This is a genomic window from Nonomuraea sp. SBT364 (assembly GCF_001083785.1).
Lineage (GTDB): Bacteria > Actinomycetota > Actinomycetes > Streptosporangiales > Streptosporangiaceae > Nonomuraea.
Genome location: NZ_LAVL01000074.1, coordinates 1 through 20,212, shown reverse-complemented (window position 1 = coordinate 20,212; position 20,212 = coordinate 1). Strand labels below are relative to the sequence as shown.

At 73.0% G+C, this 20,212-nt stretch carries 20 protein-coding genes; 9 read left to right on the top strand and 11 right to left on the bottom strand.

Annotation, left to right across the window (positions count from 1 at the left end):
- Positions 1-2: 2 nt before the first annotated feature.
- The 5 genes from ADY59_RS27745 to ADY59_RS27730 all read right to left on the bottom strand — a co-directional run bounded on the left by ADY59_RS27745 (position 3) and on the right by ADY59_RS27730 (position 4,464).
- Positions 3-1,217 carry a cytochrome P450 family protein gene (locus ADY59_RS27745; RefSeq protein ID WP_063780804.1) on the bottom strand — a complete coding sequence of 405 codons (1,215 nt, stop codon included), beginning with the start codon at positions 1,215-1,217 and terminating at the stop codon, positions 3-5.
- Between the two features lie 46 nt (positions 1,218-1,263).
- The gene (locus ADY59_RS50395) at positions 1,264-1,404 is read right to left on the bottom strand and encodes a hypothetical protein (RefSeq protein WP_156325778.1); all 141 of its coding nucleotides are present in this window, start codon (positions 1,402-1,404) and stop codon (positions 1,264-1,266) included.
- Between the two features lie 238 nt (positions 1,405-1,642).
- Complete coding sequence (locus tag ADY59_RS27740; protein WP_049567681.1) at positions 1,643-2,023, bottom strand: VOC family protein; 381 nt, start codon at positions 2,021-2,023, stop codon at positions 1,643-1,645.
- Between the two features lie 16 nt (positions 2,024-2,039).
- Positions 2,040-3,254: an MFS transporter gene (locus ADY59_RS27735; protein WP_082310454.1), complete on the bottom strand. Its 1,215-nt coding sequence runs from the start codon at positions 3,252-3,254 to the stop codon at positions 2,040-2,042.
- On the bottom strand, positions 3,238-4,464 hold the full coding sequence (locus tag ADY59_RS27730) for an MFS transporter (protein WP_049567678.1): 1,227 nt from the start codon (positions 4,462-4,464) through the stop codon (positions 3,238-3,240). Before ADY59_RS27730 ends, ADY59_RS27735 begins: the two co-directional genes overlap by 17 nt.
- A gap of 80 nt (positions 4,465-4,544) precedes the next feature.
- Here ADY59_RS27730 and ADY59_RS27725 point away from each other — a divergent pair, with 80 nt between their 5' ends.
- The 7 genes from ADY59_RS27725 to ADY59_RS27695 all read left to right on the top strand — a co-directional run bounded on the left by ADY59_RS27725 (position 4,545) and on the right by ADY59_RS27695 (position 11,454).
- Positions 4,545-5,438, top strand: a complete 894-nt coding sequence (locus tag ADY59_RS27725) for a LysR family transcriptional regulator (protein ID WP_049567675.1) — start codon at positions 4,545-4,547, stop codon at positions 5,436-5,438.
- A gap of 13 nt (positions 5,439-5,451) precedes the next feature.
- On the top strand, positions 5,452-6,474 hold the full coding sequence (locus ADY59_RS27720) for an ornithine cyclodeaminase family protein (RefSeq protein ID WP_049567674.1): 1,023 nt from the start codon (positions 5,452-5,454) through the stop codon (positions 6,472-6,474).
- Between the two features lie 88 nt (positions 6,475-6,562).
- The gene (locus tag ADY59_RS27715; RefSeq protein WP_231618921.1) at positions 6,563-6,937 is read left to right on the top strand and encodes a helix-turn-helix transcriptional regulator; all 375 of its coding nucleotides are present in this window, start codon (positions 6,563-6,565) and stop codon (positions 6,935-6,937) included.
- 10 nt (positions 6,938-6,947) lie between these two features.
- Entirely contained in the window at positions 6,948-7,364 is a 417-nt protein-coding gene (locus ADY59_RS27710; protein ID WP_049567751.1) for a VOC family protein, read from the top strand.
- A gap of 136 nt (positions 7,365-7,500) precedes the next feature.
- Entirely contained in the window at positions 7,501-9,642 is a 2,142-nt protein-coding gene (locus tag ADY59_RS27705; RefSeq protein ID WP_197093886.1) for an amylo-alpha-1,6-glucosidase, read from the top strand.
- A 44-nt stretch (positions 9,643-9,686) separates the two neighbouring features.
- Entirely contained in the window at positions 9,687-10,835 is a 1,149-nt protein-coding gene (locus tag ADY59_RS27700) for a glycosyltransferase family 4 protein (protein ID WP_197093885.1), read from the top strand.
- 175 nt (positions 10,836-11,010) lie between these two features.
- Complete coding sequence (locus ADY59_RS27695) at positions 11,011-11,454, top strand: DUF2267 domain-containing protein (protein ID WP_049567671.1); 444 nt, start codon at positions 11,011-11,013, stop codon at positions 11,452-11,454.
- An 86-nt stretch (positions 11,455-11,540) separates the two neighbouring features.
- Here the strand turns inward: ADY59_RS27695 and ADY59_RS27690 are convergent, their stop codons facing one another.
- Positions 11,541-12,146 (bottom strand): hypothetical protein, encoded by a 606-nt coding sequence (locus ADY59_RS27690; RefSeq protein WP_156325777.1) that lies wholly within the window; start codon positions 12,144-12,146, stop codon positions 11,541-11,543.
- A gap of 74 nt (positions 12,147-12,220) precedes the next feature.
- Positions 12,221-12,883 carry a lytic polysaccharide monooxygenase auxiliary activity family 9 protein gene (locus tag ADY59_RS27685; RefSeq protein ID WP_049567665.1) on the bottom strand — a complete coding sequence of 221 codons (663 nt, stop codon included), beginning with the start codon at positions 12,881-12,883 and terminating at the stop codon, positions 12,221-12,223.
- A gap of 283 nt (positions 12,884-13,166) precedes the next feature.
- Between ADY59_RS27685 and ADY59_RS27680 the strand changes: the two genes are divergently transcribed.
- Complete coding sequence (locus ADY59_RS27680) at positions 13,167-15,533, top strand: rhamnogalacturonan lyase (RefSeq protein ID WP_049567663.1); 2,367 nt, start codon at positions 13,167-13,169, stop codon at positions 15,531-15,533.
- A 61-nt stretch (positions 15,534-15,594) separates the two neighbouring features.
- Here the strand turns inward: ADY59_RS27680 and ADY59_RS27675 are convergent, their stop codons facing one another.
- Entirely contained in the window at positions 15,595-15,963 is a 369-nt protein-coding gene (locus ADY59_RS27675; protein WP_231618920.1) for a peptidase inhibitor family I36 protein, read from the bottom strand.
- 240 nt (positions 15,964-16,203) lie between these two features.
- Between ADY59_RS27675 and ADY59_RS27670 the strand changes: the two genes are divergently transcribed.
- Entirely contained in the window at positions 16,204-18,594 is a 2,391-nt protein-coding gene (locus tag ADY59_RS27670; protein WP_053175222.1) for a glycoside hydrolase family 3 N-terminal domain-containing protein, read from the top strand.
- Positions 18,595-18,755: 161 nt separating this feature from the next.
- Here the strand turns inward: ADY59_RS27670 and ADY59_RS27665 are convergent, their stop codons facing one another.
- From ADY59_RS27665 to ADY59_RS27655, 3 genes are all read right to left on the bottom strand, one after another.
- On the bottom strand, positions 18,756-19,280 hold the full coding sequence (locus tag ADY59_RS27665) for a hypothetical protein (RefSeq protein ID WP_049567660.1): 525 nt from the start codon (positions 19,278-19,280) through the stop codon (positions 18,756-18,758).
- Between the two features lie 189 nt (positions 19,281-19,469).
- Positions 19,470-19,895: a hypothetical protein gene (locus tag ADY59_RS27660; protein ID WP_197093884.1), complete on the bottom strand. Its 426-nt coding sequence runs from the start codon at positions 19,893-19,895 to the stop codon at positions 19,470-19,472.
- Between the two features lie 108 nt (positions 19,896-20,003).
- Positions 20,004-20,212: M20/M25/M40 family metallo-hydrolase (locus tag ADY59_RS27655; protein ID WP_049567659.1), on the bottom strand; the 209-nt coding region annotated here is incomplete at its 5' end.

Here is a 20,212-nt window from a genome sequence, read left to right as displayed (position 1 = left end):
TGCTACCCGAGGCTCCCGGCGCCACCCGTGCGGACGGGCAGCGAGGTCAGCGCTCGCTGCATGCCGGGCCGCCAGCCGATCTCGGACGGCGGCACCGCCAGGGCGAGGCCGGGGAAGCGGGCCAGCAGGGTGCGCAGCGCGATCTGCGTCTCGGCCCTGGCCAAGGCCGCCCCGAGGCAGTAGTGGATGCCGTGGCCGAACCCCAGGTGCGCGTTGTCGGCGCGGCCCGCGTCGAGCAGGGCCGGCCGGTCGAAGCGGCGCGGGTCCCGGTTGGCCGCCGCGTACACCACCTGCACCGCCTCGCCCGCCGCGATGCTCACGCCGCCGAGCTCCACGGGCTCCAGCGTGTAGCGCATGACCGCGATCTCGGCCGGGCCGGTGACGCGCAGGAACTCCTCCACGGCCGCCGGGACCGCGTCCGGGTCGGCACGCAGGCGCGCCGTCAGGTCCGGGCGGGTGAGCAGGATCCGGACGCTCTGGCTGATGAGGGCGACGGTGGTCTCGTGCCCGGCGATCAGCATGCTGATCGCCAGCGCGATCAGCTCCTCGTCGGCCAGCCGGTCGCCGTCGTCCTCCTGCACGCGGACCAGTGCCGACAGCAGGTCGTCCGCACCGCTCACGCGCTTGGCGCCGACCAGCTCGGTCATGTACGCGACCAGCCCCCGGGCTCCCGACGCGATGCGGTCCGGGGCGGGGGCCGTCAGGTCGGCGGCCCACGTACGCCAGGTGTCGCGGTCGTGTGCGGGCACGCCGAGCAGCTCGCAGATGACCTGGATGGGCAGCGGGTACGCGAACCGCTCGATCAGGTCGAACTCGCCGGGCAGCCCGTCCAGCAGCGCGTCGGTGATCTCCTGGACGCGCGGGCGCAGCCGCTCCACCCGGCGGGCGGTGAACTCGCGTGACACCAGCCGCCGCAGCCGCGTGTGGTCCGGCGGGTCGTAGGCACCCAGGGTGCGCAGCAGGTACGGGACCACGTCGTCGGGCAGCCCGGCCGCCGCGGCCACGTCCAGCTTCGACTGCCTGGCGACGTCGCTGCTGAAACGCGGATCGGTCAGCGCGGTCACGCTCTCGTCGTAGCCGGTGACCAGCCAGATCGGGGTGCCGTCCAGGTAGCGGCCGCGGCGGACCGGCCCGCCCTCGGCCAGGCCGGTCAGGAACGCGTCCCGGTCGGCCGCGGTCATCAGGCCGAGGATCTCCGGCTCGGTGGTGGTGCTCATGCTCGTGACTCCAGGATCTCGGTACGGATGCGTGAGGACGGGGCCTTCACCGTGAGCCCCGCTGCTCGCGGACCGCGTCCCCCGCGTGCGGGACGCGGTCGCCGGCGAACCGGCCGCGGGTGAAGACCTCGATGCCGGCGCGGGAGGAGCGCGGGCTCACCCGGCTGACCCACTCGGCGCCGAACAACTCCAGCGCCGCCGGGCCCGTGTCACCTCACTGTCTGAACACATGAACAGTATGCTAAACAAATGTTCAGTCACAAGTAAAGCCGGGCACCCGGCCTGCACGACCTCCACCAGGGCCGCAGCCGGATCGGCGTCCTCCGTGCCGATCTTCGCGCCGGGCCTACCACGGCGACGCCGGCAGCCGCTGGTCAAGCACGTCCAGCGGCTCAAGCAGATCCGCGGCGCCGTCTCCGGCGGCGTCAGGCGTCCTGGGGGTACCAGCGCAGTTCGACGGTGTTGCCGTCGGGGTCCAGGACGTAGATCGACTGGGCGTCGCCGCGCGCGCCGAACCGGGGGACCGGCCCCTCCAGCACGGTGAAGACACCGGAGTCGATCACCTCCTGCCAGTCCAGCGGATCCACCACCAGGCAGATGTGGTCCACGTTGGACTCGCCACGGGGGCGGGCGACCAGGTCGATGATGGTGGACTCGCTGACCCGCACGGACGGGAAGGACGCCTTACCGGCCCGCCATTCCTCGACCCGTTCCTGCTCGAGCCCGAGGGTTCCCGAGTAGAACTCCAGTGACCGCTCCACGTCGCGCACGTTGAGCACGAGGTGATCGAAGGCTTTCACACGCATCGGACATCTCCTTCTGTCATTCGCCGGTGACCGGCGCGTTCCGGGGGACGGTGCGGGAGTTCCTCTGGCCGGTGCCGAGTGTGAGGAGCAGCGAGGCCGCTGTCAACGCCACGCCGAACCAGACGACACTGGTGACGCCCAGCTGATCGGCGAACAGGCCGCCGAACAGCGCGCCGAGCGCGATGGAGGTGTTGTACGACATGGTGTTGAGCGACATCGCGGCCTCGAAGGTGTCGGGCGCGGCGGCCTGCGTCATGTTGACCTGGCACAGCTGCACGACGCCGAAGGAGACGCCCCACAGGATCAGCGCGACGACCGCGCCGGCCTGACTGTGCCCGATGGTGAGCAGCGCAAGCAACGACACCACGAGTCCCGCGCAGCCGGCCAGGAAGCTGCCGCGCAGGCTTCTGGTCACCGTGAATCCGGCGATGAAGTTGCCCGCCGCGCCTCCGGCGCCGTACACCATCAGCAGCGCGGTGACGAAGAACGGCGTGGCGGCCGCGCTCTCCTCCAGGTAGGGGCGCACGAAGGTGTAGGCCCCGAAATGGCCGAGCACGAACAGCATCACGGTGACCAGCACCAGCCGCAGCGGCACGTTCCTGAGCGGGAGCCCGAAGACCTCACGGACCGATACCGCGTTCGCCGACGGCAGCGAGGGCACGAGGGTGACCACGGCGACGAACACCAGCGCGCTGAGGCCCGCCCAGATGAGGAACGTGGTCCGCCAGTCGGTGAGGCTTTCCAGGATGGTGCCGAGCGGGATGCCCACGACCGCGGCGATCGAGATGCCGGACATCACGACCGCGGCCGCCCGGCTCGCCTGACGCTCGGGAACGAGCCGCATCGCCATGCTCACGCCGATCGCCCAGAACACGCCGCTGGCGAATCCCATGGCCAGCCGTGTCGCCAGGACCAGCGGATAGCTCGGCGACATGGCGGTGATCAGGTTCCCCAGCACCAGGATCGCCAGCAGCGCCGACAGCAGTACGCGCCGGTTGACCCGTCTGGTCCAGGCCACGATGAACGGCACGCCCAGCCCGGCCGAGACGCCGTACAGCGTCACCATCAGCCCGGCGAGGCCCACCGAGATGCTCAGGCTGGCGCTCACCGGGGTGAGCAGGCCGACGGGCATCAGCTCGGTGGTGAGGAAGACGAACAGGCTCGCGGTGATCGCGGCGACGCCCAGCCAGGACCGCAGGGCCGATCGGGGGTGGTTATCGATGGTGGTCATCTTCTTCTTTCTGACGATTCAAATTCGACGACATGCGCTCCAGCGCCCACAGGCCGAAAGCCGCGGCGGACAGGGCGCCGCCGAGCAGGCTCACCCCGGTCCAGCCGGCTCCGGTCCAGGCCGCCGAGGTCAGCAGTGATCCGGCCGCGCCGCCGAGGAAGAACGCGGTCATGAACGCGGAGTTGATCCGGTTGCGGGCCTCCGGGCGGAGCGCGTAGATGATGTGCTGGTTGGCGTTCAGCACCGCCTGCTGGGCCACGGTGAACAGCAGGACCCCGGCGACCAGCCAGCCCGGCGCGACCGCTCCGAGGCCGATCAACGGCCAGGACAGGGCCAGGAGCGCGGTGCCGATCCCGCTCACCCGCTGCACCCAGCCGCGGTCGGCCAGCCGGCCCGCGATCGGCGTGGCGATCGCCCCGGCCGCCCCGACCAGGCCGAACAGGCCGATGGCCGCCTCACCCCAGCCGTACGCCGGCCCGGCCAGCAGGAAGGTGACCGCCGTCCACAGCACGCTGAACGCGGCGAACGACAGCGCGCCGATCCCGGCCCGCCATCGCAGCGGCGCTTCGTCGCGGAACATCGCGACCGTCGAGCGCAGCAGCGCCGGGTAGGACAGGCCGATCGGCGTGTGCAGCCGAGGGAGGAACCGCCACAGCAGGACGGTCACGGCCGCCACGAGGAGCGCGTTCAGCCAGTAGATCGTCCGCCAGCCGCCGAGCTCCGACAGCGTGCCGGAGGCCGTGCGGGCCAGCAGCCCGCCGAGCAGCAGTCCCGCCATCACCGTGCCCACGACCCGGCCGCGCTCCGCGGGCGCCGCGAGCGTGACCGCGTACGGGACCACGACCTGCGCGGCGACGGACGTGAGCGCGGTGAGCGCGGTGCCGGCCAGCAGCATCGGCCCGCTGGTCGCGAGGGCGGACACCAGCAGGAACACCGAGGTGGCGGCGAACAGCAGCACCGCGAGCCGGCGGCGTTCCACCAGGTCGCCCAGCGGCACCAGGAGGATCAGCCCCAGCGCGTACCCGCCCTGGGCGGCGGCCACGACCAGCGTGGCCATGGTGGTGCCCAGGCCCAGCTCCCGCCCGATCACGTCGAGCAGGGGCTGGGCGAAGTAGTTGCCGGCGACCGAGAGCCCGGTGGCCACCGACATCAGGAGCAGCAGCCCGCGACGCAGCCGGGCGAAGGCCGCGTGCGCCAGGGATTCGGTCATGCCTCAAGGGTGCGGGAAAGACGATCGATGAGTCCAACACATAGTTTTCATCGCAATCCATCGTGATGCATGATGGATCGATGGAGCTGCAGCAGCTGAGATACGTCGTCGCGGTCGCGGAGACCAGCAACTTCACCCGGGCGGCCGAGAACTGCCGGGTGGTGCAGTCGGCGCTCAGCCACCAGATCGCCGCGCTGGAGCGCGAGCTGGGCGCCCGGCTGTTCGAGCGGACCAGCCGCCGCGTCCGGCTGACCCCGGCCGGAGAGGCGTTCCTGCCCGCGGCGCGGGAGTGCCTGGAGGCGGCCGACCGCGCGCGCGCCGAGGTCGCGGCCGCCAGCGGGGAGATCCGCGGGCGGCTCGCCGTCGGCGCCATCCCCACCGTCGCGGCCGTCAACCTGCCGGTCGCCCTGCGCGACTACCGCCGCCTGTACCCCCGGGTCCACATCACGCTCATCTCGGCCGGCAGCGACGACCTGATCGAGCGGGTCCGGCGGGGCGGCGCCGACGTCGCCTTCCTCGGCCTGCCGCCGCGCGCGGAGCCCAAGGGCGTGCGGAGCCGCCGCCTCGCCGGGGGCGAGCTCGTCGCCGTGGTCGCGCCGGATCACCCCATGGCCGGGAGCGAGACTGACCTGCGGAGCCTGGCGGCCGAACCGTTCATCGACTTCCGCGCCGGCCACGCCGGGCGGGCGCAGTCGGACGAGGCGTTCGCGGCCGCGGGCGTACGGCGTGAGGTGCCGTTCGAGGTGTCGTCCGCCGACTTCATGGTCGATCTGGTGCTGCAGGGCCTCGGCGTGGGCATGCTGCCGGCCGCGTACGTGCCGCGCTTCACCGACCTGGGGATCATCCGGCTGCGCGACGCCCCCACGAGGGTGGAGCACCTGATCTGGGACAGCCGGCCGTCCCCGGCGGCGGCGGCCTTTCTCGAGCTGATCCGGCAGGACCGGCCCGAGACGCCCCGGAACGTGGCGGACTGAGAGCATCGTCCGCATGACCCTCATCCTCACCAGCGGCGACCTGACCTCCCTGCTCGACCCGCTCGCCTGCGTCGAGGCGCTGCGCGACGGCTTCACGCGCGGCGACGCCGTGGCGGTCCCGGGGCAGCGCGTCCGCACCGACCTGCCGTTCCCCGGCACCGCCACCGCGCTGATCCCGGGGCTGCTGCCGGGGATCGACGCCTACACGGTGAAGGTGAACGCCAAGTTCCCCGGCGCCCGGCCCGCGCTGCGCGGGGTCATCTGCCTGCACGCCGGGCACGACGGCGAACTGCTCGCGCTGCTCGACTCGGCGACCGTCACCGCCTGGCGCACCGGGCTGGCCGCCGCGCTCGGCACCCACGTCCTGGCCGCCGGCGACCCCGGGGGGAAGGCCGTCCTCGGCGTCGTCGGCGCGGGAGCCCAGGCCGAGCTGGTGGTCGGCGGCCTGCGACGGCTCCGCCGCGTGGCCGGGCTGGTCGTGCACGACACCGACCCGTCCCGCGCGGCCGCGTTCGCCGCCCGCCACGCCGCCCGCCACGCCGGCCACAGCGCCGGCCACACCGCCGGCCACACCGCCGGCCACACCGCCGGCCACACCGCGGGCTCCGCCGCCGAGGTCGCCGCCCGCGCCGACGTCGTCCTGCTCGCCACCTGGTCGCGCACCCCGCTGCTCCACCTGGCCGACACCCGGCCCGGCCAGCACATCACCAGCCTGGGCGCCGACGAGCCCGGCAAGCGCGAGCTCGCCGCCGACGTGCTGCGGGACGCGCTGGTCGCCGTCGACGACCGGCCGCTCGCCGCCGCCATGGGCGCGCTCGCCGCGGCCGGGCTCCCGGCGGAGGCGGCCCACGCCACCCTCGGCGAGATCCTGCGCGGCGAGCACCCCGGCCGCACCGACCCCGGTCAGCGCACCGTGTACGCCCCCGTCGGGCTGCCGTGGCAGGACCTCGCCCTGTCCTGGCTCGCCTACCGGGAAGCCCGGCGCCGCGGTCTCGGCCTGGAGGTGGACCTCCTCGGAGCCGCCCCGGCCGGGTGAGCGGCCCTCGGCCGGCGGCGCGACCTTGTGGGATGCTGGAGAGGTGACACTGGAGGACCTGGTCCGGCTGCGCCGGGCCCGCGACACGATGGACCGCGACTACGCCGAGCCGCTCGACGTCGCGGCCCTGGCACGCGTCGCCCTCATGTCGCCGGGGCACTTCTCCCGCAGCTTCCGCGCCGCCTTCGGCGAGACGCCCTACAGCTATCTGATGACGCGCCGCATCGAGCGCGCCAAGGCGCTGCTGCGGCGCGGCGACCTGTCGGTGACGGAGGTCTGCTTCGCCGTCGGCTGTACGTCGCTGGGGTCGTTCAGCTCGCGCTTCACCGAGCTGGTCGGCGAGAGCCCGAGCTCCTACCGGGCACGCCCGCATGACGAGGGCGCCGCCATCCCGGCCTGCGTCGCGAAGATCTACACGCGACCGATCAGGAACCCGGAAGCCAAGCCCGCCCCCCGCCCCTAGTGTGAAACGCATGGACATCAAGCTGTCGCAGTGCTTCATCGCCGTGGACGACCACGACAAGGCGATCGCCTTCTACCGGGACGTTCTCGGCCTGGAGGTGCGCGCCGACGTCGGGTTCGAAGGGATGCGCTGGGTGACCGTGGGCGCGCCGTCGCAGCCCGACGTGAACATCGTCCTCGAACCTCCGGTCGCCGACCCGAACGCCTCGCCCGCCGACAGGGCGGCCATGGCCGAGCTGCTCGCCAAGGGCCTGCTGCGCGCCGCCATCTTCGAGACCGACGACTGCGACGCCACGTTCGAGCGCATCCGCGCGGCGGGCGGCGAGGTGCTCCAGGAGCCGATCGACCAGCCGTTCGGCGTCCGCGACTGCGCCTTCCGCGACCCGGCCGGCAACATGCTGCGCTTCAACCAGCCCCGCCAGGGTTGAGCTGCGCGGCCCCGGCCCTCGGCAGCACCGTGGCATGGCCGGTATTCGCGCCGGTCATGGCAATGGTTCCGCCTGGGCCGCGTGGCCGGTCCGGACGTGGGTAACGTGCCTGCGCAGGAGCGGAGGGGGCACGAGGGTGAACGCGTGGACCTTTGAGGGGCAGCCGGGGGCGCTGGGCGACACGGTCACGCTGGTGGAGGGGCCGTCGTTCTGCGTGTGCTCCCGCGGCGGCGACATCCTGCCCGGCCAGGCGCAGGGCGTCTACCACGCCGACACCCGGCTGCTGTCGTGGCTGGAGCTGCGGGTGGACGACGAGCCCGTCGAAGCGCTGCAGGTGATCCCGTCGGCGCCCTACCACGCCATGTTCGTCGGCAAGGCCGGGCCCCGGCCGGGGCGGGTGGAGAGCACGCTGCTGGTGGTGCGGGACCGCTACGTCGGCGGCGGCCTGCGCGAGGACCTCACCCTGCGCAACCTGTCGGACGAGCCGATCGGCTGCGCCGTCTCCGTCAACCTGGGCTCCGACGCGGCCGACCTGTTCGAGGTGAAGGCCGGGCGCGTACGGCACGCCACCGATGTGGAGATGACCCCGCAGGGCTCCGGGCTGCACATCTTCGCGGCGAGCCGGGCCCGCGGCGCCAGGGTCGTCGTGGAGCCGGCCGGCACGGACGTGACGGCGGCGCCCGGGCTGCTGGCCTTCCGCGTGGTCGTCCCGGCCCGCGGGGAGTGGCGGGCCACGATCCTGGTGAACCCGATCATCGACGGCGAGGAGACGTCCGCCTGGTTCCCCGCCCACCACGCCATCGAGCACGCCGGCCCGGCCAGGCGGCTGGCCGACTGGACCAGCCGAGGCCCGGCCGTGCGCACCGCGAACAAGGGCTTCGACGAGGTGCTGCGCCGCTCCAGGGAGGACCTCGGCAGCCTGCGCCTGTACGACCCCGACCATCCCGACGACCCGCCGGCCATCGCGGCGGGCGCGCCGTGGTACATGACGCTGTTCGGCCGCGACTCGCTGCTGACCTCCTGGATGGCGCTGCCGCTCGACCAGTCGCTCGCGCTCGGCACGCTGCGCAGGCTCGCCCGGCTGCAGGGCACGAAGGTCGACCCGCTGACCGAGGAGGAACCCGGCAAGATCATGCACGAGCTGCGCTTCGGCGTGCGCGGCGGCATGTCCCCCGACGGCGGCAACGCCTACTACGGCTCCGTCGACGCCACCCCGCTGTTCGTCATGCTGCTGGGCGAGCTGCGCCGCTGGGGCCTGCACGCCGAGGCCGTCGAGGAACTGCTCCCGCACGCCGACGCCGCGCTCGGCTGGATCGAGCGGTACGGCGGTCCCGACGGCCTCGTCCGGTACCAGCGCAAGACCGACCACGGGCTGATCAACCAGGGCTGGAAGGACTCCTTCGACGGCATCACCTTCGCCGACGGCGCCATCGCCCGCCCGCCGATCGCGCTGGCCGAGGTGCAGGGGTACGTGTACGCCGCGCACATCGCCCGCGCCCATTTCGCGCACGCCTTCGGTGACGCCGCGACCGAGCGGCGCTGCCTGGAGCGCGCCGACGCGATCCGCGCGGTGTTCAACGAGCGCTTCTGGCTGCCCGGGCGCGGCTACTACGCCCTGGGACTCGACGGATCGGGGCGGCCCATCGACGGGCTCGGCTCCAACATGGGCCACTGCCTGTGGACCGGCATCGTCGACGAGGACCGGGCCGCGCCCGTGGCGGAGCACCTGATGTCGCCGGAGATGTTCACCGGCTACGGCATCCGCACCCTGGCCTCCTCGATGGGCGCCTACAACCCGATGAGCTACCACAACGGGTCGGTGTGGCCGCACGACAGCGCGATCGTCGCCGCCGGGCTGATGAGCTACGGCTTCACCGGGGAGGCCCAGCGTCTGGCGGTCGGGCTGCTCGACGCGGCCCAGGAGCTCGGCGGCCGGCTGCCCGAGCTGTTCTGCGGCTTCGACCGGTCGGAGTTCGCGCAGCCGGTGCCGTTCCCCACCTCCTGCTCGCCGCAGGCGTGGGCGGCGGCGGCCCCGATCCACCTGCTGCGCTCCCTGCTGCGGCTGGACCCGTGGATCCCGGCCGGCAAGATCTGGGTCGCGCCCGCCTTCCCCGAGGGCCTGGGCAGCCTGCGCATCTCCGGGCTGCCGATCGCCGGGGCGCGCCTCGACATCGAGACCACCGACGGCGGCCGATCCGCCACCGTCACCGGGCTGCCCGACGGCGTCGAGCTGATCGGCGAGCCGCGTCCCCCCATCAGTACCGTGTGCAGGCGCTGACCTGGGGTAGCACACTGCGCAGCCTTGCGAGGAGGGGGCTCGGCATGGGCTCATTGATCGATTTCGCGCCACAGCGGGTCCGGTGGCGCGCGGGCACGGCGGGCGGGTTGCGCATCGTGATGATCGCGCCGCCGTGGCAGGACGTCCCCCCGAAGGCGTACGGCGGCATCGAGGCGATGCTCGCCGACCTGATCACCGGCCTGGCCGGGCGCGGCCATGACGTGACGCTCATCGCCGCGGGCCGCGGCGGCGTCCCGGCACGCTTCCTGCGCACCTACCGCGAACCGCCGTCGGCGCGGATCGGCGCGGTGCTGCCCGAGGTGCTGCACGCGGCCTGTGCCCAGCGGATGCTCGCGGCGGTCGAGGCCGACCTCGTGCACGACCACTCGCTCACCGGGCCGCTGACCGCCGCGGCCCGCGCCATTCCCACCGTGGTCACCTGCCACACCCGCCCCGACGGCGAGTACGGCGAGTACTACCGGGCGCTGGGCAGCTCGCTGGTCGCCATCTCCCACGCCCAGCGGGCGCTCGCGCCCGACCTCAACTGGGTCGGCACCGTGCACAACGCCCTGGACGCCGGCACGTTCCCGTACCGCGACAGGAAGCAGGAGTGGGTGCTCTGGCTCGGCCGGTTCGGCCACGACAAGGGGGCGCACCTGGCGATCGACGCCGCCCGCGCGGCCGGGCGGCGCATCGTGCTGGCCGGCAAGCTCACCGAGGAGGTGGAGCGGGCCTACTTCGACGAGCACGTGCGTCCCCGGCTCGGGCCGGACGCCGTCTACGTGGGGGAGGCCGACGCCGCGCACAAGCGCGAACTGCTGGCCTCGGCCCGCTGCCTGGTCTTCCCGATCCAGTGGGAGGAGCCGTTCGGGATGGTGGTGATCGAGGCGATGGCGTGCGGCACGCCGGTGGTGGCGCTGGCCCGCGGCTCGGTGCCGGAGCTCGTCGTCGACCGCGTCACCGGTTTCACGCTCACCGCACCGCACGAGCTGCCGGCCGCGATCGAGGCCGCGGGCGCGCTCGACCCGCGCGACTGCCGGCAGCACGTGGAGCGCGCCTTCGGCCTCGGCGTGATGGTCGACGGGTACGAGAGGGTCTACCGCGGGACCCTGCGCCCGGCGGGCGGGCGGGCCGGCCCGTGCCGGAAGCAGGGCGGCCCGGCCGTCACACCCGGCCGATCCGGCGGCCACTGACCGCCACCGGCGACCGGTCGCACCCCAGCCTGGCCGCACCCCAGCCTGGTCGCGTCCCGGCGGTCGGCGCGTGCGGCGTGGTGGTCTCGTTCGTGGGTGATATGCGGCTTTTGTAGTGGTTTGTGATTTTCGGCCGGCGGGTAGCCGAGCCAAGGGAGGGCCGTGAGGAGGAGCCATGAGACACGACGAGTTCATCGGGCAAGTACAGGCCCGCGCCCACCTCGGCGGGCGCGACAAGGCCGAACGAGCCAGCCGGGCGACCCTGGAGACCCTGGGCGAACGCGTCCCCGAGGGCCTCGCGGACAAGCTCGCCGCCCAGCTCCCGCACGAGATCGGCGAGAACCTGCGGCGGACGGAGGTCTTCGGCGGCCTCGGCACCGGGGAGCACTTCGGGCGCCAGGAGTTCGTCCAGCGCGTCGCCGCCAGGGCCGGCGTCGACGAACCCAGGGCCCTCTACCTCGCCCGGGTGGTGCTGGAGGTCACCGGCGAGGCGACGCAGGGCGGCATCATGAACAAGGTGCGCGACAGCCTCTCCGGAGACCTGCGCGACCTCGTCACCGCGGGCAGCCACGGAGCCATGAGTCACCACGGAGCCATGGGCAGCCACGCCGGCCCGTGACCGATCACATGCGGTACCAGGCCAGGCGGCGGTGTCGGGCGGCGGTGTCGGGCGGCGCTGTCGGGCGGCGGTGTCAGGCGGCGGTGTCAGGCGGTGGCCACCCACGGCAGGTCGCCGCCCGGCGCGTGCGACCGCACGGTCTCGTGACGGCCGCTGTCGTGACGGCCGTCGTCGGGGTGGGCGCTGCCTGGGTGGGCGCTGTCTTGGTGGGCGCCGTCGGGCCGCAGGCTGCCGGGCCGTGCGGCGTCGGGCCAACCGGTTTCGGCGTGCGCGGTCTCGGCCTGCGCCGGGGCGCCGACGCAGCGCCAGCACTGGGCGGGCCCGTCCGGCGGCACCGGGTGGCCGCAGCTCCGGCACGCCCCGCCGCCGCAGCCGGCGCAGGGGGCGACCTGGGCGCCCGTCGCGGCCCGGGACGGGCGGCAGCCGTCCGGGCAGCGGACCAGGCCGAGAGCCCGGTCGCTCAGGATGCGCCGCAGGTCCTCGTGGTGGATCGGCTGCAGCGCGGTCAGCAGGTCGGCCAGCGCGGCGTGGATGTAGGCGACGGCCTGCCGCAGTTCCTCGCGGTCGGTGGCGGGCGCGGGGGCGAAGCCGAGCTGGCCGGTCAGCGTGCGCAGCCGGGCGCCGAAGCGCGCGCACTCGCCGATGACGCACGCCGCCATGTCGACCGGCTCCTCCGGCGGGTGATCATTCATGTACCCACAGTAAGCCGGGCGTCCCGATTCGCCGCGTATGACGCGCTGGCCGGGACGCCCGTCGGAGCCGGTCGTCAGGTGAAGTTGACGTCGCTGCAGATGTAGTACGTCTGGTCCATGTGCGAGGCCTGCCAGATCGTGTAGATCACGTGGCGGCCGGTGCGTCCCGAGGCGCTCAGGTTGCTGATCACGTAGTTCTGGCTGGGCGCGTAGCGGGGCGTCTCGCGGACCAGCTCCAGGTGGTTCCAGCCGAGGGGCGTGGTGGTGGCGTTGTAGCCCTGGCGGGTGATGTAGACGCGGATGTAGTCGGCGCCGTGGCTGGCCTGGTCGTACAGGTTGATGGAGAAGGTGCCGCCGAGGTTGGTCATCCGCCAGGCGCCGGGGGTGTCCATGGAGCGGTAGCGGCCGCCCTCGGTCTGGCCGCCGCTGCACAACTGGCCGCTGGGGACGGCCGCCTGGTGGTTGCCGCCGACGTTGTTGCGGTAGAGCCCGTTCCAGTTCCACATGGCGTTGGTGTTGTCCTGCCATGCCTGCCAGCACATCGGATCCTGTTGCTGCATGGCCGGGTTCTGGAAGTCACTGCCCCAGCGCTGCCAGCAGCCGTAGTTGCGCGAGGCGGGATCGACGACGGATCCGTGCGCCGAGGCGCCGCCGGCGAGGGGGATGACGTTGAGCAGCGCTACGGACAGCAGTACGACTGCGGCGCGCAGGGCCCAGTGAGTCTTGCCGTGGGGCATGGTGCGGTCTCCGTGTTCCGGTCGGGGTTCCGGGGGAGCGCTCCCGCATGTTGAGCTGGACGGTATCTGACCGTTGACGTGGTAACAACTGACTGCCCGTGTAAGCCATCTGTCGGACGATCGTGATCTGCGGAGCGAGCAGCGGAAAGAGGCGTACCGGCCCGGTTGAAAGTTTCACCGGCGCGGCGCCCTTCGGTTAGCGCTAACAGAACCTCTTGACACGTGACCTGGGTCACGCCTAGCCTCCCCATGAATTGTATCGATTCAATCAGGAGTCCGTGACATGAGTCCCCCCAGCAGCTTCCGCCGCGCGCTCATCGCCGCCTGCGCCACACTCCTCTGCACGGCCCTGGCGGCCCCCGCCGCCGCGGCGAACCCTCCGGGCGCCGCGAGTTCCGCGAGCCCGGCGGGCTCCGCGGCGCACGGTCACCGCCCCGGCGGCGGCGTCCGGCTCGAGCATCTCGACCGCGGCCTGGTCGCCGCCTCCACCAGTGAAGGCGTCTTCCTGAGCTGGCGGCTGCTCGGCGACGAGGTCACCGGCCACGGCGCCGGCGGCATGACCGGTGCCGACTTCCGCGTCTACCGCGACGGGAAGCCGATCGCCACCGTCACCGACAGCACCAACTACCTCGACCGGGAGGGCACCCGCGCCTCGGCGTACCGGGTGGCCCCGATCGAACGGGGCAGGGAGGGGCGCCCCAGCCCTTCCGTCACGCCCTGGGTTGAATCGTTTTACGATCTAGCGCTGCGCAAGCCGGCCGACGGCGTCACCCCGGCGGGCGAGTCGTACACCTACTCCGCCAACGACATGAGCGTCGGCGACGCCGACGGCGACGGGCGCTACGAGTTCGTCGTCAAGTGGGACCCGTCCAACTCCAAGGACGTCTCCCAGCGCGGCTACACCGGCAACACCTACGTCGACACCTACTCCTTCGACGGCACCCTGCTGTGGCGGCTCGACCTGGGCGTCAACATCCGCTCCGGCGCCCACTACACGCAGTTCCTCGTCTACGACCTCGACGGCGACGGCCGGTCGGAGATGATGCTCAAGACCGCGCCCGGCACCAAGATGATCCGCTACCGTCCCGACGGCACGGTGGCCTCCGAGCGTCACATCACCCTGCCGAGGCAGGACGTCAGGGCCGGCCACCGGCACACCGACGACTACCGCAAGAGCGCCGAGGACTACTTCGACCACCTCGTCGGGATGTTCATGCGCTGGCACGAGCACCCCGAGGTCGTCGCCGGGCGCTGGCCTGCCACCCTGGAGCAGGCCTTCGGCATCCCCGAGGTCCACGAGTACCCGCTCTCCCGCGAGGCCGCCACCGCGCTCGCCACCCACTTCGTGGACGTGTACGCGCCTTCGCGCAGCGGCAACAACCGGTTGCGGGAGTTCGCCGGCTTCGTCATCACCGGCCCCGAGTACCTGTCCGTCCTCGACGGCGCCACCGGCCGGGAACTGCAGACCATCCACTACAAGCCGGGCCGCGGCGACGACGGCCTGCTCTGGGGCGACTACGCGATGGCCAGGGTCGAGCCGGGCAACCGCGTGGACCGCTTCCTGTCGGCCGTGGCCTACCTCGACGGCAAGCGCCCGTCGGCGGTCTTCGCCCGCGGGTACTACACCCGCACCACCCTGGCCGCCTACGACTGGAACGGCAGGCGGCTGAAGGAGGTCTGGTACGTCGACAGCGGTCACGTGCCCATGGCCAACCCGTTCAACGCCTCGCCGCACGGCGTCGACGGCACCGACCCCGAGTACGGCACCCTCACCACCCAGGGCTTCCACTCGATGAGCGCGGCCGACGTCGACGGCGACGGCAAGCAGGAGATCGTGTACGGTGCCGCGACGATCGACGACGACGGCGACCTGCTCTACTCCTCCTTCGCCGAGGCGCCCCCGCAGAGCAACGTGCCCGGCCAGCGGGTCCGGCTGGGCCACGGCGACGCCATGCACGTCGGCGACCTCGACCCGGACCGCGACGGGCTGGAGATCTGGACGGTCCACGAAGGCGGCGCCTGGGCGCCGTACGGCTGGGCGATGCGTGACGCGGCCGGCGGCGAGGTGCTCTTCGGCGGCTACAGCGGCCGCGACACCGGGCGCGGCATGGTCGGCGACGTCGACCCGGCCGTGCGCGGACTGGAGGCCTGGTCGTCGATGCCGCCCGACCAGGCGGTCGAGGCGGGCCTGTGGTCGGCGCGCGGCGAGCACCTCGGCCGCGTCACGCCCGGCACCAACATGAGCATCCGCTGGGCCGCCGACATGACGACCCAGACCGTCAACGGCACCGCCACCACGGTCCTGCAGACGCCCACGATCGACGACTTCAAGCGCGGCACCCTGCTCACCGCCGAGGGCACGCTGGCCAACAACTGGACCAAGGGCAACCCCGGACTGGTCGCCGACGTCCTCGGCGACTGGCGCGAGGAGTTGCTGGTGCGCACCGCCGACAGCAACGCGATCCGGATCTACCTCAGCACCGAGGTGACCGGCCGCAAGCTGTACACGCTCATGCACGACGCCCAGTACCGGGCGGACGTGGCCCGGCAGCAGACGGCCTACAACCAGCCCGCGTACCCGAGCTTCTACCTCGGCTCGGACCTGGACTGGTCGAAGGTCCCCGTACCCCGCATCCGCACCCGCCGCTAGGGACGGCGACGCCCCCGCCCGGTGCCGGGCGGGGGCGTCGGCGCCGCGGAGTCGCGGCGGATCAGTACTCGGGCGGGACGTAGCAGGACGGCCCGTTGGGACCGCCGAAGCGGACGCCGTCGAAGAAGTCGCGGTAGTCGGAGAAGAAGTTGCCCTTGCCGCCGGCGCTCGTGGTGGCCGTGCAGCCACCCCAGTTCGCCTCGGAGTAGAGGTGGACCCTGGTGGCCGTCCGGTTCCAGTCGGACTTGGCGCGGTCGGCCATGCCCAGGACCGCCAGGTCGGGAGTGTCGCTCGTGATCTGGATGATGTCGCCGGTGCCGTCGAGGCCGGAGAACATGCAGTAGTTCCCCGCCTGGCACCGGTCGTACCCTTCGGCAGCCTGGGCGGGAGCGCTCATCAGGGAGGCCATCGCGAAAGCCGCGATCGGCACAGCCAGCAATTGAAGCTTCTTGCCCACCATTCCTCCATGGGTGAAACTTTTCTTCGGAACGGCTCGAACATACCTCGCTCGATCTTGTGCGGGAAGGGGTGATCGTCCGTTAATTCCGGCGCGTGAAATTTTCACCGCGACCGCCCTGGTGGCAGGCCATGGCGGGTCTCCGGCGATGGCGGGGAGCGGGGGTGGCGGCCTACGGTGGGAGCGCTCCCAACGCTGGAGGAGGCACAGGACGTGCGCATCCATCGGGCCGTCGTGACCCTGCTCGTCGCCGCCGGTATGGCGGTCCCCGCCGCCGATCCTCCCTACAAGGATCCCGCCCTGCCCGTGGCCACCCGGGTGGCCGACCTCATGTCCCGCATGTCGCTCGACGAGAAGATCGGCCAGATGACCCAGGCCGAGCGCGGCTCCGTCAGCGCGTCCGACATCACCACCTACCGGCTGGGCTCGGTCCTGTCGGGCGGCGGGTCCGCGCCCTCGCCCAACACCGCCACGTCCTGGGCGGACATGTACGACAGGTTCCAGAACGCCGCGCTCGCCACCCCGCTCGGCATCCCCATCGTGTACGGCGTGGACGCGGTGCACGGGCACAACAACGTGTACGGCGCGACGATCTTCCCGCACAACGTCGGTCTCGGCGCCAGCCGCGACCCCGCCCTGGTCGAACGCATCGGCCGGGCCGTGGCCGAGGAGGTCGCAGGCACCGGCGTCGACTGGAACTTCGCCCCCTGCCTCTGCGTCGCCCGCGACGACCGGTGGGGCAGGACGTACGAGTCCTTCGGCGAGACGCCCGACCTGCCCGCCTCGATGGCGACGTTCGTCACCGGGCTGCAGGACGGGCCCGCGTCCGTGCTGGCCACCGCCAAGCACTACCTCGGCGACGGCGGCACCGCCGGCGGCGACGACCAGGGCGACACGCGGCTGACGGAGAGCGAACTGCGGGCCGTGCACCTGCCGCCGTTCGAGGCCGCCGTGGCACGCGGCGTCGGCTCGGTCATGATCTCCTTCAGCAGCTGGAACGGCGTCAAGGTGCACGGCCACGAATACCTGATCAGCACCGTGCTCAAGGGCGAGCTGGGCTTCAGCGGCTTCGTGGTGTCCGACTGGAACGGCGTCGACCAGATCGACGGCGCCGCCGGCATGTCCGCCCAGGACGTCCGCACCGCCGTGAACGCCGGGATCGACATGGTGATGGCGCCGACCGACTGGCGGCGCTTCATCGACCTGCTGCGCGCCGAGACCCAGGCCGGACGCGTGACGCAGGCGCGGATCGACGACGCGGTACGGCGCATCCTCACCAAGAAGTTCGAGCAGGGCCTGTTCGAGGAGCCGCTCACGGATCGCTCCTACACCCCGACGGTCGGCAGTGCGGCGCACCGGGCGCTGGCCCGCGAGGCGGTGGCCAAGTCCCAGGTCGTGCTGAAGAACAGCGGGAACGTGCTGCCGCTGCCCCGCGGCGGGCGGATCTTCGTGGCGGGCAAGAGCGCCGACGACATCGGCTACCAGAGCGGCGGCTGGACGATCTCCTGGCAGGGCTCGCCGGGGAACATCACCCCCGGCACCACCATCCTGCGCGGCATCAGGGACAGCGGCGCCGACGTCACCTACAGCCGCGACGGCCGCGGCGTCGACGGCTCCTACGACGTGGCCGTCGCCGTCGTCGGCGAGCCCCCGTACGCCGAGGGCGACGGCGACCGGCCGGGCGGCCTCGGCCTGGATTCCGAGGACCTGAACACGATCGCCACCCTGCGCGCGGCCGGCGTGCCGGTGGTCGTCGTGCTCGTCTCCGGCCGCCCGCTCGACATCGCCGGCCAGCTGTCCGGCTGGGACGGCCTGGTCGCCGCCTGGCTGCCGGGCACCGAGGGCCACGGCGTCGCCGACGTGCTGTTCGGCACCGTCCAGCCCACCGGGAAACTGCCTTTCACCTGGATGAGCAGTGCCTCCCAGCAGCCCATCAACACCGGCGACGGCAAGACGCCGCTGTTCCCGTACGGGTTCGGGCTCACCTACGAGCCGGCCGGCGAGGACACCGACCCGCCCACCGCGCCCGGCACCCCCGCCGCGTCGGCCGTCACCTCCTCGTCGGCCACCCTGACCTGGGCCGCGTCCACCGACGACACGGGCGTCTCGGCCTATGACGTGGTGCGGGTGCAGGGCTCGTCCGAGACGACCGTGGCCACCTCCGCGACCACCACGGCCACCGTCACCGGCCTCGGCGCGGGCACCGCGCACACCTTCGCCGTCTACGCCCGCGACGCCGCCGGGAACCGCTCACCGCGCTCCGGCACCGTCACCGTCACCACCGCCCCGGAGGGCGGCGGCGGCTGCGCGGTCACGCCCACGGTGCAGAGCCAGTGGGGCACCGGGTACGTCGTCCAGGCGGACGTCGCCAACACGGGCACCGCCACGCTCAACGGGTGGAGCGTCACCTTCACGCTGCCTGCCGGCCACCGGATCACCGGGCACTGGAACGGCGTCCCGTCGACGAGCGGGCAGACCGTCACCGTGCGCAACGCCGCGCACAACGCCACTCTCGCCGCGGGCGCCCGCACCTCCTTCGGCTTCCAGGCCACCCGTCCCACCGGCGACACCACCCTCCCCTCGACCTACACCTGCGCCCCCTGACAACCAGGCCCCTGACGGTCGGGGCCTTGACGGTCGGGCCCTGGTGGCTGGGGCTTTGGACGGTGGGGCCTTGACGGCTGGGGCTCTGACGGTCGGGGCCAGGCGATGGGCGGGTCTGGGCGTACGGCCCGCGGTCCTGGGGTGGTGCGGCGCTCGTGCCGTCAGCCGCCGGGGCCGGTCGGGTTGTGCGGCGCCATGTCGCCGTGGCTGGGCAGGTCGCCGCGTTCCACCGGGCCGGGCGGGGGCGACGGGGTGCCGTCGCCGACGGCCGGGCGGGCGCCCTCGGCGGCCTTCCGCAGCACGGCCCGGTCCACCTGCCCCTCGTCGCTGATGAGCCGCAGGTGGTGGCCGTCCCGCACGGCCACGTACTCGTGCTTGCCGTCGTGCACCGCGTACCAGCCGTCGCCGTCTCGCTCGCACGTGCCTGCGCACCGGTACGGCCCGCGATCGACGCGCAACTCCACCTGCCGGCCGTCAGGCGAGGTGTAGACCGCGCCGAACCCCTCCTCGTTGACGGCCCCGGCCGACTGCTCGGCCAACTCGTACCCCGGCAGCTCCACCAGCTGGATGAGGTCGGGCGCGACCCCCTGCCCGAGCACCCGGTCCAGCGTGGGCCCGTCCAGCGCCACCCCCTGCCCGCAGGCCGTCACCACGAACAGCAGCAGGAGAACCCATCGGCGCGACACACCCCGCAGTCTCCCGCCCGTACCTGCGAATCGCCACGCTTCCCACGGACTTGTAAGGAAACGCACAACCGTTCCCCGTGCAGAGAGGCACCGCCCCCGCGGTCACCGCCCTTCCTCAAGGCGCGGCCCTTCTTCAAGGCGCGGCCCTTCCCCAAGGCGCCGCGTCTCCCAGTGGAAACCGGAACGTCGTCAGCCGGGGCCGGACGCCGGTGCGCGCCGGCGCTCGTAGGTGTGGAAGGCGAGCACGCACACCAGCAGGCCGGCCGCGAACGCCGGCAGCCAGGCGAGCCGCGCCCCCACCCAGCCGAGCCCGGCCGGGACGGTGTGCAGGCCGGGCAGCGCCGCCCCCACCGGCAGCGTGACGGCGGTGACCGCGATCATCGCCGTCTGGTGCCACAGGAAGACGGTCATCGCCCCCAGGTTCGCCAGCGCCACCGCCGCCCACGCCCACGGCCGTTGCAACGCCCGCCGGAGCGGCCCGGCCAGCAGCAGGGCGGCCCCGCACTGCGCCAGGCCGAACGCCACGGCCGCCAGCGTCGGCGGACTCAGGTTGGACACCGCCGCCCCCGGCACGCCCACCATGGCCGCCGGATAGCCGCCCCATCCGACGAGCATGGCGCCCCCCCCCCCCCCGCCCGCCCCCCCCCCCCCGGCCCCCCTCCCCCCCCCCCCCCCCCCCGCCGGTGACGCCTTCGGGCAGCCAGGCCTGCTCGCACCAGTAAGTCAGCGGCACAGCTCCTCCAGCACGTTCGCGAGTGCGGCGACTCCCGCCTCGCAGTCTGCCTGCTCGGCATGCTCTTCCGGGGAGTGGGACACGCCGGTGGGGTTGCGCACGAACAACATCGCGCTCGGCACCCCGGCCGCCGCCAGGATCCCCGCGTCGTGCCCCGCCCCGGTCGCCAGCACCGGCACCTCACCTCCCACTGCCCGCC

Bases quoted from the DNA above. Each gene is read 5' to 3' on its own strand.
- ADY59_RS27745 (WP_063780804.1), bottom strand. From the start codon at position 1,217: ATGAGCACCACCACCGAGCCGGAGATCCTCGGCCTGATGACCGCGGCC.
- ADY59_RS27740 (WP_049567681.1), bottom strand. From the start codon at position 2,023: ATGCGTGTGAAAGCCTTCGATCACCTCGTGCTCAACGTGCGCGACGTG.
- ADY59_RS27735 (WP_082310454.1), bottom strand. From the start codon at position 3,254: ATGACCACCATCGATAACCACCCCCGATCGGCCCTGCGGTCCTGGCTG.
- ADY59_RS27730 (WP_049567678.1), bottom strand. From the start codon at position 4,464: ATGACCGAATCCCTGGCGCACGCGGCCTTCGCCCGGCTGCGTCGCGGG.
- ADY59_RS27725 (WP_049567675.1), top strand. From the start codon at position 4,545: ATGGAGCTGCAGCAGCTGAGATACGTCGTCGCGGTCGCGGAGACCAGC.
- ADY59_RS27720 (WP_049567674.1), top strand. From the start codon at position 5,452: ATGACCCTCATCCTCACCAGCGGCGACCTGACCTCCCTGCTCGACCCG.
- ADY59_RS27715 (WP_231618921.1), top strand. From the start codon at position 6,563: ATGGACCGCGACTACGCCGAGCCGCTCGACGTCGCGGCCCTGGCACGC.
- ADY59_RS27710 (WP_049567751.1), top strand. From the start codon at position 6,948: ATGGACATCAAGCTGTCGCAGTGCTTCATCGCCGTGGACGACCACGAC.
- ADY59_RS27700 (WP_197093885.1), top strand. From the start codon at position 9,687: ATGGGCTCATTGATCGATTTCGCGCCACAGCGGGTCCGGTGGCGCGCG.
- ADY59_RS27695 (WP_049567671.1), top strand. From the start codon at position 11,011: ATGAGACACGACGAGTTCATCGGGCAAGTACAGGCCCGCGCCCACCTC.
- ADY59_RS27690 (WP_156325777.1), bottom strand. From the start codon at position 12,146: ATGAATGATCACCCGCCGGAGGAGCCGGTCGACATGGCGGCGTGCGTC.
- ADY59_RS27685 (WP_049567665.1), bottom strand. From the start codon at position 12,883: ATGCCCCACGGCAAGACTCACTGGGCCCTGCGCGCCGCAGTCGTACTG.
- ADY59_RS27680 (WP_049567663.1), top strand. From the start codon at position 13,167: ATGAGTCCCCCCAGCAGCTTCCGCCGCGCGCTCATCGCCGCCTGCGCC.
- ADY59_RS27660 (WP_197093884.1), bottom strand. From the start codon at position 19,895: ATGCTCGTCGGATGGGGCGGCTATCCGGCGGCCATGGTGGGCGTGCCG.